General features: G+C 69.7%; 11 protein-coding genes. 8 read left to right on the plus strand and 3 right to left on the minus strand.

The features are described 5' to 3' along the window. Window positions 1-7: 7 nt before the first annotated feature. Window positions 8-1,255: an ABC transporter substrate-binding protein gene (locus ACLQ27_RS06240; protein WP_357492926.1), complete on the minus strand. Its 1,248-nt coding sequence runs from the start codon at window positions 1,253-1,255 to the stop codon at window positions 8-10. Window positions 1,256-1,331: 76 nt separating this feature from the next. On the opposite strand from ACLQ27_RS06240, the gene ACLQ27_RS06245 reads away from it, so the two are divergent. From ACLQ27_RS06245 to ACLQ27_RS06270, 6 genes are all read left to right on the plus strand, one after another. Further along, complete coding sequence (locus ACLQ27_RS06245; RefSeq protein ID WP_357574231.1) at window positions 1,332-2,207, plus strand: IclR family transcriptional regulator; 876 nt, start codon at window positions 1,332-1,334, stop codon at window positions 2,205-2,207. Between the two features lie 57 nt (window positions 2,208-2,264). Next, entirely contained in the window at window positions 2,265-2,570 is a 306-nt protein-coding gene (locus tag ACLQ27_RS06250) for a hypothetical protein (RefSeq protein WP_357492930.1), read from the plus strand. 95 nt (window positions 2,571-2,665) lie between these two features. Beyond that, entirely contained in the window at window positions 2,666-3,457 is a 792-nt protein-coding gene (locus ACLQ27_RS06255; RefSeq protein WP_357574232.1) for a maleylpyruvate isomerase family mycothiol-dependent enzyme, read from the plus strand. 87 nt (window positions 3,458-3,544) lie between these two features. Further along, a complete protein-coding gene (locus ACLQ27_RS06260; protein ID WP_357492934.1) occupies window positions 3,545-6,496 on the plus strand; it encodes an ATP-binding protein in 2,952 nt (983 codons plus the stop codon). An 80-nt stretch (window positions 6,497-6,576) separates the two neighbouring features. After that, complete coding sequence (locus tag ACLQ27_RS06265; RefSeq protein ID WP_425865882.1) at window positions 6,577-6,741, plus strand: hypothetical protein; 165 nt, start codon at window positions 6,577-6,579, stop codon at window positions 6,739-6,741. Window positions 6,742-6,756: 15 nt separating this feature from the next. Then, a complete protein-coding gene (locus ACLQ27_RS06270) occupies window positions 6,757-12,939 on the plus strand; it encodes a S8 family serine peptidase (RefSeq protein WP_425865883.1) in 6,183 nt (2,060 codons plus the stop codon). A 155-nt stretch (window positions 12,940-13,094) separates the two neighbouring features. Here ACLQ27_RS06270 and ACLQ27_RS06275 read toward each other — a convergent pair whose 3' ends face one another. Continuing rightward, entirely contained in the window at window positions 13,095-14,012 is a 918-nt protein-coding gene (locus tag ACLQ27_RS06275) for an NADP-dependent oxidoreductase (RefSeq protein ID WP_425865945.1), read from the minus strand. A gap of 428 nt (window positions 14,013-14,440) precedes the next feature. On the opposite strand from ACLQ27_RS06275, the gene msrA reads away from it, so the two are divergent. Both msrA and ACLQ27_RS06285 read left to right on the plus strand, forming a co-directional pair. Then, a complete protein-coding gene (gene msrA, locus ACLQ27_RS06280; RefSeq protein WP_357492940.1) occupies window positions 14,441-14,947 on the plus strand; it encodes a peptide-methionine (S)-S-oxide reductase MsrA in 507 nt (168 codons plus the stop codon). Window positions 14,948-15,104: 157 nt separating this feature from the next. Then, window positions 15,105-15,812: a TetR/AcrR family transcriptional regulator gene (locus tag ACLQ27_RS06285; RefSeq protein ID WP_425865884.1), complete on the plus strand. Its 708-nt coding sequence runs from the start codon at window positions 15,105-15,107 to the stop codon at window positions 15,810-15,812. On the opposite strand, the gene ACLQ27_RS06290 is transcribed toward ACLQ27_RS06285, so the two are convergent. Continuing rightward, window positions 15,788-16,981: an FUSC family protein gene (locus ACLQ27_RS06290; protein WP_425865885.1), complete on the minus strand. Its 1,194-nt coding sequence runs from the start codon at window positions 16,979-16,981 to the stop codon at window positions 15,788-15,790. The genes ACLQ27_RS06285 and ACLQ27_RS06290 overlap by 25 nt on opposite strands. Window positions 16,982-17,073 lie beyond the last annotated feature (92 nt).

Raw genomic sequence — 17,073 nt, forward strand, 5'->3', positions numbered from 1 at the left:
CGAGCTGTCAGCGGACCAGTTCGGTCGCCTGCTGCTGGGCGCGATCCAGCGCCGACTTGAGGTCGGTCTTGCCCTGCAGTGCCGCGACCACGTTCTGCACGACCACCTTGCGGATGTCCGGCGTCTTGGCCTCGAACCCCAGGACGATCTGCGGCAGGCTGCTCTCGGTCAGCCCGTCGAAGACGGGAAGGAACGGGGTGGCCTTGAGCGTCTCCGCGCTGCGCTGCGTCGTGGTGGCGACGCTGCTCGCGCCGAGGATCTCCTGGAGCTTGACCTGGTTCTGCGGCTCCAGCGCCCACTTGATGAAGGTGGCCGCCTCGTCCTTGCCCTCGCTCGCCTCGTTGATCACGATCGGCGCGAGGATCGTGCCCTGCTTACGGACCGGGAACGGGATCGGCGCGACGCTGAAGTTCAGCTTCGCGTTCTGGCCGCGGGTGGCGGTCACGTACCCGCCGTTGTTGAGCTCCATCCCGACCTTGCCCTCGGCGAACATCCGCCGGAACGTCGCCGCGTCCGCACCGCGCGGGATCACGTTCGCGTCGTACAGGTCCTTGAACGCCTGCAGGCCCTTGAGGTTCTCGGGCGAGTTGATCGTCAGGTTCTTGCCGTCGGACCACGCGCCGCCGAAGCCGTAGACGTAGTTGAAGATGTCCTGCCAGACGCCCGCCTCCTCGGCCTCCGTCTGACGGAACGCCAGGCCGAAGACATCACCCTTGGTCAGCGACTTCGCGGTGGAGGCGAACTGCTCGTAGGTGGTCGGCGGCGTCGGGATGAGGTCCGCGTTGTAGAACATCGCGTAGTTGGACGCCTCGAAGATGACGCCGTGCCGGACACCGTCGTGGACCATGAACTGGTCCGGCTGCTTGAGCAGGTCGTACTTGCTGGCGTCGAGGAGCTTGTCCAGCGGCGCGACGAGGCCGGCGTCCGAGGCGGCCTCGAACTCGGGCATGTCGAAGCGGACCAGGTCGGGGCCCTTGCCGCTGCCCATCTGCGTGAGCACGGTCTGACCGAAGGTCGGGTACGGCACCGCGGCGGCCGAGACCTGGATCTTGGTCTGGCTCTGGTTGAACTCGTCGAGCCACTTCGTCAACTGGGGCCCACGGCCGGGGTCGCCGAAGGTCGAGGCGGCGAAGGTCAGTTTGGTGACCCCGTCGCTGGAACCGCCGTCGGAGCCGCAACCGGTCAAGAAAGTGGCGGCCAGACCGAGGGCACATGCCGCCCTGGCGAAGCCGAAACGAGCGCGCTGCTTACCCATCGTTACTCCACTGTTACGAGTTGGCGTCGAGCTGATGAAATTGCAACGATCGTAGCGACATGTGCAACGGTGTCAAGTGGCGGTTGCGCATCTCGTCAACTACATTGCACATGATGCAATGACAGCGACGGTGCCGTACCGTCGTCCGAGGGGAGACAGAGCCTTGGCGCAATCGATTCGCCGCGCGATCGACCTCATCCGTCGATCGGCCGAGCACCCGCTGTCTCTCACCGAGGCTGCGGACGTGCTCGGCGTCCACAAGTCCACCGCCCTGCGGATCCTGCAGACACTGGAATCGGCGCGCTTCGTCCGCCGGACCGGAGCGGGCACCTACGTGCTCGGCAGTGGACTCATCGAGCTGTCCGAGCTCGCTCTGGGCTCAATGGACCTGCGCCAGCCCGCCGCCGCGCACCTCCGGGCGCTGCAACGCGAAACCGGCCACACCGTCCACCTGGCACAGTTGACCGGCGACGAGATCATCTACATCGACAAGGTGGACAGTCCCGCGTTCGACGCCGTCAAGCTGCCCTCGCGGATCGGGCGCGCGGTGTCCATCTACGCGAGCGCGGTGGGCAAGACGATCCTGGCCTACCTCCCTCGGGAGGAACGCGACCGTCTCCTGTCCCACGTCGTCTTCGAGAGATTCACCGCGACCACCTTCACCGACCACGACGCCCTCGAAGCCGAACTCGCCCGCATCCACGAACGCGGCTGGGCCGTGGACAACGGCGAGCACGACGCCTACGTGATGTGCGTGGCCGCCCCCATCAGGGATTCGCGAGGTCAGGTCATCGCCGCCGCCTCGATCACGGCCATCGAGGTCATCGCGAGCCTCGAGAAGCTCAAGAGCAACCTCCCGCTGCTGTTGGAGACCGCCAGTCAGATCTCGTACGAGCTCGGCTACCCGCGGCCCTCCGCGAACCCGGACGGTGACGGCCGGTCCACGACCTGACCGGGCGGTCACCACACCGAACCTTCCCGGGTGGCGCACCGCTGATTAGATGTGCTGATGGATCCCTGGGAAGGAACACTGCTCGTCATCGCCACGATCGGGGCGGTCGCGGCTGCGATCGGAGGCTGGTCCCAGGACAGACGCAGCTCGACCGCCCGGCTCGCGGCGATGGAGCGCAAGCTCGACCTGGTGATGGATCACCTGGGCATCGCCGAGCCAGTGGACCCGGACGTGCTCCGGCACCTGGAGAACGGCCGCACGATCGAGGCGGTTCGCGCCTACCGCAGGCAGACCGGCACGAGCCTGGTCGAGGCGAAGCAGGCGGTGGACCGTATCGCCGCCCACCTCCCCGTCGAGCGGTGACGCGCTGTCGCTCGGACCCGTCGCAGGCGGGACGTCCACGATGGCTGCCGCCGAAATCGCTGTCCGTTCACGGAGCGCGGTGGTAGACAACCGGCGTGGACAAGAACCTCGAGTTCCCTGACCTGCTACGACTGATCGACGAACGGTCGGCCGCCTTCCGCGCCGCAGTCGCCGCCGCGCCCAGCCTCGACGCGCAGGTGCCCTCCTGCCCCGGGTGGACGCTGTTCGACCTGGTCAAGCACCTGGGTGGGGGAGATCGCTTCTGGGCCGCCATCGTCGGCGCGGGGCCTGCCGACGGTCCCCCGGCCGAGGCCGCCGCCGCGCGCGCCGGTCTGGACGTGCCGCGCGAGCGTACGGCCCTGCTGGCCTGGCTGGCCGGGTCGACGCAGCTTCTGCTCAGCACACTGCGCGAGGCGGGACCGGAGAGCGGTTGCTGGACGTGGTGGCCTGGGTCGCAGTCGCCGCAGACCGCCGGCGGTGTCGCCCGGCACCGGGTCCAGGAGAGCGCGATGCACACGTACGACGTCCAGCTCACCGGGGGCGCACCGCAGCCGCTGCCGGTCGAGGTGGCACTCGACGGTGTGGAGGAGTTCCTGTTCACCGTCTGCGCAACGCCGAGCGCCTGGCCGCACAAGCCCACGGCCTTCGACTTCCACGCCGCCGAGGGCCGCTCCTGGCGCCTCACCGTGGACGGCGACGGCGCACGCGTCACCCGGATCCCCGCGGCGACCGGCGACGACCCGGACGACGCCGCCGGCGCCTCCATTCGCGGTACGGCCAGTGAGCTGGTCATCTACCTGTACGACCGGATCCCGGCCGACTCCCTGCACGTCGACGGGGACGCGGGGCTGCTCGACCTGCTCCGTGCCTGGGAGCCGGAGGAGTAGGGCGTAGCGGGGGCGGTCGGCCCGCCTCGATGTGGCCCCCGCAACGACGCACTTGTGTCCGAGCAGCGAAAAGAGAGATCATCACGCATGCTCGACCCCTCCCCCGAGGATGCCAGGACTTCACCAACCGTTTCCACGCCGCACTTCGTGGGTCGTGATCGGGAGATGGCGGCGCTCCGGGGCGCCCTGGCCCGGCCACCGGCGATCGTGCTGGTGGAGGGCGAGGCGGGAATCGGGAAGAGTCGACTCCTGCGGGAGTGGCTGGCCGCGCCGGACCAGCGCTCAGCCCTGGTGTCGGTGTGCCCGCCGCTTCGCGAGTCGCTGACGTTGGGGCCGATCGTCGACGCGTTCCGGGGGATCGACCGCCCGGTGTCCGGATTGCGGCTCACCGAACTCGCGGGCGCGTTGCGGCCCCTGTTCCCGGAATGGTCTGCGGACCTGCCACCCGCACCGCAGCCTTTGGACGACGCGAAGGCGGCACGGCACCGTCTGTTCCGCGCCCTGGACGAGCTGCTGCGGGCCCTGCGTGTCGACGTTCTCGTGCTCGAGGACGCGCACTGGGCCGACGAGGTGACCCTGGAGTTCCTGCTGTTCGTCACCTCCCGACAGCAAGCACACGGGCCGAGCCTCGTGATCTCCTATCGGCCGGAGGAGGTGGACGACGGATCGCTGCTGCTGCGGCTCACGTCCCGGTTGCCGGCCGGCGTGACCCAGTTGAGGATCGCCCTGGCGCCCATGCGGCCCGACGACACGGCGGCGCTGGTGTCCTCGATGCTGGACGGCAACCCGATCTCGCACGAGTTCACGACCTTCATGCACGAGCGGACGGGTGGCGTACCGCTGGCCCTGGAGGAATCGGTCCGCCTCATGTGCGACCGTGCCGACCTCGTCTTCCGCGACGGACAGTGGGTCCGGCTGAAGCTGCGCGAGCTCCAGGTGCCGCCGACGGTGCGGGACTCCACCCGGGAACGGGTGGGCCGTCTGTCGCCGACGGCGCAGCAGGTGCTGCGGGCGGCGGCCACGTTGGCTCAGCGGTCGTCGGTGGCCACGATCGCGATGACCGCCGGGCTGTCGCCAGCTGCGTGCCGAGGCGCTGTCGCGGAGGCCGCCTCCGCCGGTGTGCTGGACGGGGACGACCGCGGGTGGCGGTTCCGGCACGTACTGGCCGCCACCGCTGTCTACGAGGCGATCCCGTTGACCGACCGCAGGCACGTCCACCTGCTGGCCGGCCGGGCGTTGGAACACATCCAGCCGCCGCCGGTGGCACGCCTCGCCCACCACTTCCGCGAGGCGGGTGACACGCAGTCCTGGGCGCGGTACGCCGAGCAGAGCGCCGAGCTGGCGATGGCCTCGGGTGACCACACCAGGGCGGTCGACCTGCTTGTCGATCTGTTGACGTGGGCAGTGCTGGCGCCGGTGGATCGGGCGCGCGTCGCGCGCATCGCCGGAGTTGCCGCGCTGGGCCGTCGGGAAGCGGTCGACGAGGTCTACCACCGCGTGATCCGTACTCTGCGCTCGGTGCTGGAGACCCCCGGTCTCTCGGCCCGCCAGCAGGCCGAGATCCGCAATCCCCTGGGTCGGCTCCTGATCACCGGAGGTGAGGCGCAGGCCGCGCTGAGCGAGCTGGAGCAGGCGGTGACCAACCTCGACCATGACCCGGTCGAGGCGGCTCGGGCGATGACCTACCTCGGCTGGGCCTATGCGGGACCGTGGCCGGCGTCGACCCACAGGCGTTGGCTCGATCGCGCCGCGGAGCTCACCGCCGGATTCGACTCTCCCGCGGAGCGGCTGAACCTGGCCGGCAACCGAGCCGCGGCGTTGCTCATGCTCGGCGAGGAGGAGGCCTGGGACGTCGTCGCCGACCTGCCCATCGACGGCGCGACCCCGGCGGAGCGCCTCGACGTGGCCCGCATCCACGCGAATGTCGGCACCGGCGCGCTGATCTGGGGTCGGTACGCCGACGCCGAGGAACACCTGGCTGTGGCGATGCGCCTTGCCGACGCCGAGCAGGCGTCCCGGTTGCACCACAACGTCGAACTCGAACAGGCCAACCTGGCGTGGCTCACCGGCCGGTGGGAGGACCTCGCCCAGCGAAGCGCGGCACTCGCCGATGCCGACCGGGACCGGCCGGCCCACTACCTCGGCAGCATCCGCCTCGCCGCCCGGCTGGCAGCCGCGGCCGGCCGGCGCCGTGCCGCCGAGGAGCAGTTCCGGCTGGTCCTTGAGGAGTCCGCCCGTCTCGGCGCGGCCGACGACACGATGGAGGCCGCCGCCGCGCTGGCCAGACTGTGGCTGACGGACGGAAACAGCGGCCGGGCGCTGCAGATCACGAACGAGCCGATGGAGACCGTCCGGAGAAAGGGCATCTGGGTCTGGGCGACGGACCTCGTCCCCGCCCGGGTCGAGGCGCACCTCGCCGCGGGTGACCTGGTGGCCGCGACGCGCCTCTGCGACCAGTTCGCCAGGGGGCTGCGGGGCCGTACGGCGCCCGCGCCGCGCGCCGCGCTCACCGTATGCCGTGCGCTGCTGCTCGCCGCGGCCGGAGACCACACCCGCGCGGCGTCGGCATTCGATCGGGCGGCACGCGCCTGGAGTGCGTTGCCGCGCCCCTACGACGCCATGCTCGCCCGCGAGCGGCAGGCCGAGGCGCTCATCGCGCAGGGCCAGATCGAGCGGGGCCGGGAGCTGCTGGCGGCACAGTACGAGCAGTTGTTCAGGCTCGGCGCCCGTGGCGACGCGGACCGTGTCGCGCAGCGGCTCCGCGAACACGGCGCCGAGGTCCCGCGACTGTGGCGCGGCGGCCGACGCGGGTACGGCGACCAGCTCTCACCTCGCGAGCTCGACGTGGTCCAACTGGTTGTCGCCGGCAAGACGAACCGGGAGATCAGCCGGATCCTGGCCAAGTCACCAGCCACAGTGGATCAGCAACTGCGGGCGGCGATGCGCAAGTTGAAGGTGAGCTCGCGGACCGCCCTCGCGGTCAAGGCGGTGGAGGCCGGCGTGTTCGCGGAAGAGGACTCCCTCGACGACGCGTCGTGAAAATTGACGTATCCGCTGGATAGCGACGGCCTCTCGGCCCACCGAGCATGACTCCATGATTCATAGCCCTTGGGCAATGCGTGCCTGAGCGACCTGTCGCGCGCGGCGACGCCGCCACCGAGCAGCCCTCACCTCTCGATCTGTCGCGCGAGCCGCACGACGGCGCCCACGACGCCCACGACGCCCACGACGCCCACGACGACGCCGGCGACCACGAGAGCCACGACCCCTACCAACCCCTGTAGGCGGAAGGACCCCCCATGAGATTGAAAGCCCTCGCGGCAACGCTTGCCGCGGTGGTCGGCCTGAGCCTGATCCAGGCACCACCGGCGTCCGCCGCGGAGCCCGACCCGGGCGCCGCCGCCAACAAGATCGCCCCGGACCTGAAGGACCGCTTCCGTACGTCTCCGGCGTCCGACTTCTGGATCACGTTCGAGACCAGGGCCGACCTTGGGCCGGCGAAGAAGATCGCCGACTGGGCCGCTCGTGGTCAGTTCGTCTACGACGCGCTGACCACGGCGGCGAAGGATTCCCTGGCCTCGGTCTCCACCGAACTCGACCGGGCGGGCGTCAAGTACACCTCCTACCCGATCGCCAACGCCGTGCTCGTCAAGGGGGGCACCGAGAAGCTCGCCCTCGACGTGGCCGCGCGGGTGCAGGTCGCCGAGATCCACGCGACGCCGCAGGTCGCGCTGGTCAAGCCGGTGGACGAGAAGGTCCCCACTGACCAGGCTGCCCGCCCCGCCGCGAAGGCGGGCAAGGACGGCACCGTGTCGTGGGGGCTGGACGCCATCCACGCACCCGAGGCGTGGGCCATGGGCGCCACCGGTGCGGGCATCACCGTGTCGAACCTCGACTCGGGCGTCCAGTTCGACCACCCCGCCCTGGCGCACCAGTACCGCGGCGCGAAGCCCGACGGCACCGTCGACCACAACTACAACTGGATGGCCACCCGGGGCTCGTGCACTGCAGCGCCGTGTGACGACAACGGACACGGCACGCACACCATGGGCACCATGGTCGGCGACGACGGCACCAACCACGTCGGTGTCGCTCCGGACGCGCAGTGGATCGCGACGAACGGCTGCTGCGACAACAGTGGCGTCGAGTCGCTGCTGCGGTCCGGCTGGTGGCTGCTCGCCCCGACCGACGTCCAGGGGAACAACCCCGACCCGTCCAAGCGCCCCCACGTCGTCAACAACTCGTGGGGTCAGACGGTCGAGCACAGCTTCGACGACTTCTTCCGGGCCATCGACGAGGCGTGGAGCGCCGCGGGCATGTTCAGCGTCTGGTCGTCGGGCAACACCACGCCGTACGCGGCCTGCGACACCGTCTCCTCGCCCGGCTCCGCCGAGAGTGCCTACTCGGTCGGCGCGTACGCCCAGGACGGGACGCTCGCGCTGTTTTCCCGCAAGGGCGAGGGTGAAGGTGGGCGGATCAAGCCGGAGATCTCCGCTCCGGGCGACGCGGTCCGTTCGTCCTACCCGAACAACAGCTACGTCGAGATGTCCGGCACCTCGATGGCGGCCCCCCACGTCGCCGGCGCGGTCGCGGCGCTGTGGAGCTACGACCCGACCCTCATCGGGCAGGTCGAGGAGACCCGCCGCCTGCTCGGCGAGTCGGCTGTCGACGTCGACGACACCGAGTGCGGCGGCACCGCCGAGATCAACAACAAGTACGGCGAAGGCCGCCTCGACCTCGTCCGCCTGCTCGAACTCGCGCCCCGCAAGGGCGGCACCCTCACCGGTGTGGTCACCGCCAACGGCGCCCCGGTCCCCGCTGCCGACGTGACGATCAGCGGGCCGTTCAGCCGGTCGATCGGAACCGACAAGGACGGCCGGTTCACAACGAACCTCCCGGTCGGCGACTATCAGCTCAGCACTAAGGTCTTCGGCTACCTGACGGCGACCGCCCAGGTCACGATCTCCCTCGGCCAGGACACGTCGGTCACGCTGCCGCTCACGGCCGCCGCGAGGCACGACATCAGCGGGAAGGTCGTCGACGACAAGAAGCGACCCGTCCCCAACGCGGACGTCTCGGTCACGGACACGCCGCTGAAGCCGGTACGCACCGACGCCAACGGCGCGTTCACGATCAGCGCCGTGCCCGAGGGCACGTACTCGCTGAACGTCAAGCCCAACGCCTGTTTCTCGCCCACGACAGTCCCGCTGGCCGTCGGGGCGCAGAACGAGTCGCGGGAGATCCCCGTGGGGCTGGTCGTGGACAAGGGCGGTTACAGCTGCGCCGTCTCCGACGGCGAATACCTGCGCGGCACCGACCCGGTCTCGTTCACCAGCGGCGTGTGGGCGACGGTGCAGCTGCCGTTCCCGATCGCGCTCTACAACGGCAGCCACGACAGCCTCGGGATCAGCCTGCGCGGCGTGATCTCCCCGGACACCAGCACCGGACCCGGCAGTGGCGGTGCTGGCGTCTTCCCGCTGTACGGCCAGACTCCCGTCGAGTTCGCCCCCGGCGGAGGAGTCTTCACGGCGGCCACCAAGGTCAACGGCGAGGACGCGTTCGTCGTCGAATTCCGCAAGGCCAGGCTCTGGGCCTATCCGGACCGGTCGGAGTACACGGAGCCGGTCAGCTACTCGGCCACGCTCACCCGCTCCGGCACCGTGATCTTCGGGTACGGCGACGGCATCGGGACCGACGACCCGGTGACCGCCGGCGCCCACGCCACCACGGGCATCCAGGGCTGGGCCGGCGTCGACGGCATCCGGTTCTCCGACAGCTCCCCCGTGCTGCGCGACGGGATGATCGTCACCTACGACCTGCCTGACTTCGGGTACCTCGACGCGACAGTCGTGGACAAGAACGACGGGCTCCCGGTGGCCGGAGCCAAGGTCTCCTTCAGCAACAAGAAGGGGCTCGTCGAGGCCGTCACGACCAACGGGACGGGCATCGTGCACCGCCAGCTCCCGGTCGACGACTACACCATGACTGTCGAGGCGCCGAACTACACGACCGGGACGTACCCCTTCTCGCTGGACAAGCTCTACGCGAAGGCGACGATCGACGCACGTCTGACCACTGGTGTCGCCGGCCTCAAGGCCGACGGCCTCGAGGCGCTGCTGGGTACCGACCAGAACGGCGTCGGCTCGCTGACGCTTACCAACAACGGCTCGGCCCCACTCACGTACGACCTGGGCGAGGCAGCACGCCACCCCGACCTCGACGCCGTCGGCGCCACCGCGCGCACCGGAAAGGGCGCGGCCAGCACGATCGACCTCGCCGCCTGGAAGGCCGGCGCGAGCGGCATGAAGCCGTCGAACGTCGACGGCAAGGCCGCGACGGCGAGCGCCGCGGAGGCACAGGCCGCTGCCAAGGTCGGCGCGACCTCCGGCGGAGACGTCATCACCCGGATCGCCATCCCGGGCACCATCGCGGAGAAGGAGCCCTCGGGGATCGGGTACGACGGCGACGTCTGGGTCCACGACTACAACGCGCGGACCAACACCGCCTACACGGTGACGGGCAAGCGGACCGGCAAGGTCTTCGACGCGTCGTGGAACCCCGCGTACCGGGCGTTCGACATGGCGCTCGACTCCAAGACCGGGGACATGTGCCAGATGGAGGACAGCCCGGCCAGCTACATCCACTGCTTCAACACCGGGACCGGAAAGGAGACGCGCCAGATCAAGGGTGACTGGTCGACGCTGCAGCTGACCGGCCTCGCGTACAACCCGACCCGGGACGTGTTCTACGTCGGCGGCCGAGCGAACGGCATGATCGGCACCGTCGCCGGCACGTCACACGACAACCCGGGCGCGCTGCTGTCCTTCTGCGCCCCGCCGCTGCCCGAGGTGATGGGCCTGGCGTACAACCAGGCGTCCGACACCATCTGGTACACCGACCTCACCTCGAACCGGCCCACCCGCCTGCTCCAGGTCGACCCCGACGACTGCTCGCTGGTCAACGCGTGGTGGTTCCCGGGCCAGAAGGCGGGCCAGGGCGGCGGCCTGGAGACCGACTCGACAGGTGCGCTGTGGGCGGCGGACCAGGTCGCCGACGACGTGGTGCTTGTCGACGTCGAGGATGACCTGATCACCGACCTGCCGTGGCTGTCGCTCTCCTCGACCGGCGGCACCCTCGCCCCCGGCCAGTCGACGACCGTCAAGGTCTCGATCTCGTCGAAGGGCGCGAAGCCCGGCGTGCTCGGCGCGAACATCGTGGTGCGTTCCGACTCCGGACGCCAGTCCAAGACGTATGTTCCGGTGACGCTCACGACCACGAAGTACCAGGTCGGCGTCAACGCCGGCGGCTCCAAGCTCACCGACGGCTCCGGCTACACCTGGTCCGCCGACCAGGCCGCCGGCAGGACGTCGTGGGGCTACGAGGGGAAGACGAAGGCCGCCTCCACGAAGGCCCCGATCTCCGGTACGACTGACGACGCCCTGTTCCAGTCGCAGCGCACCACCGCGGACAAGCAGCTGTTCTACCGCTTCCCGGACGCGCCCAAGGGCACCTACGCGATCGACTTCGGCTTCGCCGAGATCGACAAGGCAGCCAAGGGCAAGCGGGTGTTCGACGTCGTCGTGGACGGAGCGCTCACGGAGTACGCGTACGACCCGGCGGCGGCCGTGGGGTCGAACGCCGCCGACTGGCGCTCGGCAGTCGTGCAGCACGAGGGCGGTCCGCTGACCGTGGAGCTGCGCGGCTCGAAGGGCCTGAAGGCCCCGACCATCGCCGCGCTGCGGGTGACGCTCGATCCGCGCGCCGACGCGGTGGAGCCGGATCCCCAGCCCGAGCAGCCGGAGCCGGGCCCGGTGCCGGTGGCACCCGCCGGTCGCTCGTACGCAATGAAGGTGACCGACGGGCTCTACCGCCAGGGCACCCAGGAGTCCGGGTGGCACGGCGACGACGTGTGCGGCGTGCTGTGGTTCGACTCCAGCTTCCTGTTCCCGTTCTACGACACGGCCTGGGACGGCGTGTGCGTGACGACGAACGGCACGCTGGCCTTCGACCGCGCCAGCACGCTGGGGAACAACACGGCGCTGCCGTCGTCCGGTCCGATCGACGCGATCCATCCGCTCTGGGACGACCTCGTCGTCGACGACGAGGCAGGCATCTACTTCGGCCGGACCGAGGTGGACGGTCTGGCGGCGGAGGTCATCGAATGGCGCAACGTCGCCTTCTACGACGACCAGACGGCACGCGTGAGCTTCTCGGTCACCCTGATCGCGGACGGCCGCATCCAGATCGGGTACGGCGACGGCGTCGGCGGCGACAACCCCCTCACCCGGGGGTCGTCGGCGACCGTCGGCGTGGAGAGCCTGACGCGCAACCCCGCGGGTCAGTACTCCTTCAACCAGCCCATCCTGAAGGCCGGCCTGGGGCTGGAGTACACGCTCCCGGCGGCGGGCACGATCGAGGGCACGGTCACCGACCGGAACGACGGCAAGCCGATCGAGGGCGCCATCGTCACGCTCAAGGGGCCGAACGGTGAGCGGGTCATCACCGCCGACGCCAAGGGTCGGTGGAAGGCCCAGGCGCTGGTCGGCGAGAACACCGTGGAGGTGTCGGCCCCGAACTACGTCACCGCCAGCCACCGGGTGACCATCGCCAAAAAGGATCAGGCCGAGGTGGTCGACACGGCGTTGACCACGGGCATCGCCACCGTCACCACGGGCAAGCTCGACTGGCTCCTCGACCGGAACCAGAAGGCGACGGCCGACGTGGCCGTGACCAACACCGGCTCCGCCCCGCTCGAGGTGCGGATCAGCGAGCAGAAGCGCACCGGCGACGGCGACCACGAGGCGGCCGACCTTCCGTGGCTGACCCTCACGGGCGCGGCCGCGACCGGCACGGTCACGCTCGCGGTCGGCGAGTCCACCACGGTCACCGCGACGGCCGACAACGCAGGCGTCCAGCCGGGCGTGCTCGTCGGGGACGTGCTCGTGGCGTCCAACGCCGGCAAGGGCGAGGCCCAGCTCACGCCGGTACGCCTGGCGACCTCCGCCTACGACAGGGGCGTCGACGTCGGCGGAACCGGGTTCGTCGGCACCGACGGCTTCGTCTGGTCCCCCGACCAGGAGCTCGGCTCGCGACAGTGGGGCTACGTCGGCGGCAGGACGCGGGCCACCAAGGCCGACATCGCCGGCACCGAGGACGACGCGCTGTTCCGCACCCAGCGGACCGGCGAGACGTTCAGCTACGTCTTCAAGAACGCTCCCGCCGGCACGTACCGGATCGCTCTCGACTTCGCGGAGATCGAGAAGGTCAAGGCCGGCAAGCGTGCCTTCGATGTCCTCATCGACGGCAAGGTCGTGCTCTACGACCACGACGTGCAGGCGAAGGTGGGTGCGCTGAAGGCCGACGTCAACACGGTCACCGTCGAGCACGCCGGTGGCGATCTGAGGATCCAGCTCACCCGCGAGAAGGGTGAGAGCGATCCGATCCTCAATGCGCTGAAGGTGCAGGAGGACCCGCGCCTCTGAGCTGACCGACCAGGTCGGCTAAGTGGTCAGGGCCTCCTCGGAGAACGATCGCCGGGGAGGCTCTGACCATGACCACCCACGGTTGCCGGACGTGGTGGAGCGCGTCGACGGCACCGCGGACCTGCGGTGCCGTCGCCCGCTGTCCTCCGAACCCGTTACGAGCGAACGCGGATGATCGTCTTGCCGGTGATCCGCTCGGTCGGATTGAGAGCGGCGACGGCGTCGTCGAGGTCCGCGACGGTGCCGATGTTCGTCCGCAGCCGCCCGTCCCGTACCCGCCGGACGATCTCCCCCAGTTGGGCGCGGTCAGGCGTCACGACGAAGTCGATCGCCAGGCCGTCCGCGGGCCGCACCTCGGGCGGCCCGACGACGGAGACCAGGACTCCCCCGGCCCGAACCAGGCCCGCCGACCGCTTCCCGATGTCGCCGCCGATGACGTCGATGACCAGATCGAGTCCACCGACGGCTTCGAGGACGTCGTTCTCGAGGTCGACGAACTCCTGCGCGCCGAAGTCGAGCGCCTTTTGCCGGTCGGCAGCGCGCCCCGTGCCGATGACGTAGGCGCCGAACTCACGTGCGAGCTGCGTCACCATCGAACCGACCGCGCCGGCCGCGCCGTGCACGAGGACGCTCTGCCCCGTCTGAAGGCGGCCGTGCTCGAACAGTCCCTGCCAGGCGGTCAGGCCGGAGATCGGCAGGCTCGCGCCCACCGTGAAGTCGACGTCGCCGGGCAGCGGCGCGAGGTTGCGCGCCTCGACGGCCACGTACTCCGCCAGGGTGCCGTCCCGGGTCCAGTCCGTGAGGCCGAACACCCGCTGTCCCACCGACAGGCCCGTCGTGCCGTACCCGAGAGCGGTGACCACTCCGGCCAGCTCGTGCCCGGGAATCGACGGCGTCCGGTCACGTCCGAGGCGATCGGTCCAGGTCGAGGGCCACGCCATCTCGGTCGGGACGAACCCCGACGCGTGGACCCGGACGACGACGTCGTTGAGGGCCGGTTCCGGTTCAGGCCGGTCCACCAGCGTCATTCCGGCTGTTCCCGCAGCCTCGTCCGTCACCACAATCGCCTTCATCAGATACCTCCCTGTATCCAGCCCTCGTCTGCGCCGCACGAGGAGCGCATGTCCGTTTCCCAGCGTTGGCGGCGTCAAGCCCCGGCGCCGTACACCCACGGCTGATCGGTAGCGGTTGGGCGCGGGGATGGCGCCGGGAGCGGCGGGACCCGAACCTAGCCGCCTCAAAATGGTCCGTCAAGTCCAGTCTGGGGCTGCAACGACCGCTCGCGCTTCTGCAAGAGTTACCAGTTCAACAGCTTGTTTGAGGCAATCTCCGGGCGCTTTGTCAATGCAGCTTCCGGACTATACAGTCCAAGAAAGGTGAAGGCCGCGGGAATACCACCGCCCCGCAGAGCGTCTGTACGTGCGGGTCGAGGTGCGCTCCACCTGGCTCGCACTGCGCTTTGCACAAGAGACACCGGCACGACGACAGGCAGGGAGATGACATGAACACCGAAAAGGCGATCCTCGCCGGCGGCTGCTTCTGGGGCATGGAGGAGTTGTTCCGCCGCCAGCCCGGCGTCGTGTCCACGCGCGTCGGCTACAGCGGCGGCGACGTCCCGAACGCCACCTACCGCAACCACGGCACCCACGCGGAGTCCATCGAGGTCGTCTACGACACCGACAAGACCGACTTCCGCGCGCTGCTCGAGTTCTTCTTCCAGATCCACGACCCTTCGACGAAGAACCGCCAGGGCAACGACATCGGCCTCAGCTACCGCTCGGCGATCTTCTACACCAGCGACGAGCAGAAGCGGGTCGCCGAGGACACGATCGCCGACGTCGACGCCTCGGGCCTGTGGCCCGGCAAGGTCGTCACCGAGGTCACCGCGGCAGGAGACTTCTGGGAGGCCGAGCCCGAGCACCAGAACTACCTGCAGACCTACCCCGACGGGTACACCTGCCACTTCCCCCGCCCCGGGTGGAAGCTTCCCAAGCGGGCGACGGCCTGACCCCTCCGGCGCCGGCAGCGGCGTCTGAGGAACAGGACCACATGGTCCAGCAACAAGTCCGTCGGCTCTTCGGCATTCGCACATAGGACAGGGCACCGGATGGACTGCGAGGTCCCATTCTTGCTGGATCATCCGGTGCGCTGGATACACTTGACAGATGAGCGAGGAGCAGGTTGCCGCGCCGAGAAACGGGCGGAGGATCAGTCAGCGGGGCATCGCGACCCGCGAGCGGATCCTCGATGCGGCGAACCGGCTGATGCTCGTACGCGGCGTGAACGCGACGACCCTTGACGACATCCGCGAGGCGAGCCAGACGAGCAAGTCCCAGCTCTACCACCACTTCGCCGACAAGCAGGAACTCGTGCGCGCCCTGGTCACCTATCGAGGCGCGCTCGTGCTCCAGCGTGAACGTGCGGGGCTCGAACGACTGAGATCGTTCTCCGGGCTGGTCCGTTGGCGCAACGCGCTGGTCCAGGCCAACTCGCTGAACAACGGCAGATACGGGTGCGGCCTCGGGTCGATGGCCCTCGAGCTGTCCGATCAGGATGAGCAGGCTCGATCGTCGCTGTCGGAGACGTTCGCGGCATGGGAAAAGCTGATCAGTGATGGTCTGCACCGGATGCGGGACAGCGGTCTACTCCGCCGGGACGCCGACCCGGAGAAGTTGGCCACGGGGTTGATGGCCGCTCTGCAGGGCGGCTACCTGCTGGCGAACGCCGCGCACGACGTCGCACCGATGGAAGTCGCCCTGGACATGGCGCTGGAACACATCAGGTCGTTCCTCGCGCAGCCGGCCGGTGAGCCGCCTCCGGTGACGTCTGCGCCGTCACCGGAGGCGGGTCAGGCCGGGTTCGCGCCGGCCTGACCGAAGCCCTCCTGGGCCGCCCCGCGTACCAGCCTGTTTGCCTTCTCCGGCTCGTACCCGCTCGCCCGGAGCAGGTCGCTCGCCGCCGTACGCAGCTGGGTCACCATGGCGGCACCGTACGGCCGCAGGCCCGTTGCGTCGGCTTGTCCGGCCAAGCGCCCGACGTCCAGGGCCGCCTGCTGGGTCTGCTCCGGGGCCTTACCCTTGCGGACGTCCTGCCGAAGCAACCGGAGCCCGTCGGCGAGTCGCTCCACGGCAATCGCGAGCTGTTTGGGCACCGGTTCGTCGTATTCCAGGCTCGTCGTGGCCCAACGGGCCAGTTCCTGGGACTCGATCGCCACCCGCTCGAAGTGCTGCATACCGCGCTTGTAGCGCTCCACATCGCGCCGGCGCCGCCACCGTGCCGGCGCGAGGATCACCACCTCGTCGGCGCCGGACAGCGCTTCGTGCAGCCGATCAAGGTCGGGTCCCACGCCCCGGAGCCGGTCGAGTGCGTGTCTCGCAAGGTTCGGGTCGCGTTGTCGCAGTGCCTGTGCGACCTGCCGCAGGTGTGCGCAGAGCCTCTCCGTCACCGGCGCGGCGGTGTGGTCGAGAACGCGCATCGGGTTGATCGGCAGCAACAACCCGACCACCGCCAGTCCCACGCCGCCGCCCACGACAGCGTCGAGGATCCGGGGCATCTCAAGGTCCCGCGTGGTCGGCGACAGGGTGGCGATCAGTACCGCGGTACCGCCGGCATGTGCGACGAGCGCGCCACTGCGTCCGGTCAGCAGCAGCGCCACGGTGATGGCCAGTGTGACCACCAGACCGATCTGCCAGGGCCCGAACCCGATGGCGAGGATCAGGACATCACTGGTCAGCAGGCCCAGCGCGACGCCGACCATGAGTTCGGCCGTTCGCCTGGCGCGTTGCCCGAGGGCGGCGACGATCGTTCCGACCGCCGCGCTGGGCGCGAAGACCGGTGCCGACCTGTGCAGCAACTCGTGTGCGATCACCCAGGACAGCGCGGCGGCGAGTCCGGACTGGACGGCGAGAAGGAGCATGATTTCGAGTTGGCGTACCCGGGACCTGCCAACCGCACCGCCCTGGCGACGGGCTCGTTCCGCGATCTCCTGGGCCTGCGCACCGAGAGCGTCGTAGGCCGGCCGGCCCTTTCGGTCGGAGGACATCGCCGTGGTTACCCCGGTTGTTCCTCGCGAACCTCGACGGGATCGCCATCTTCGTCACCACTGCGACAGTTGTCCAGTTCACGGGACTTCCG

This window comes from Micromonospora sp. DT63, from assembly GCF_049841615.1.
In the GTDB taxonomy this organism is placed as follows: domain Bacteria; phylum Actinomycetota; class Actinomycetes; order Mycobacteriales; family Micromonosporaceae; genus Micromonospora.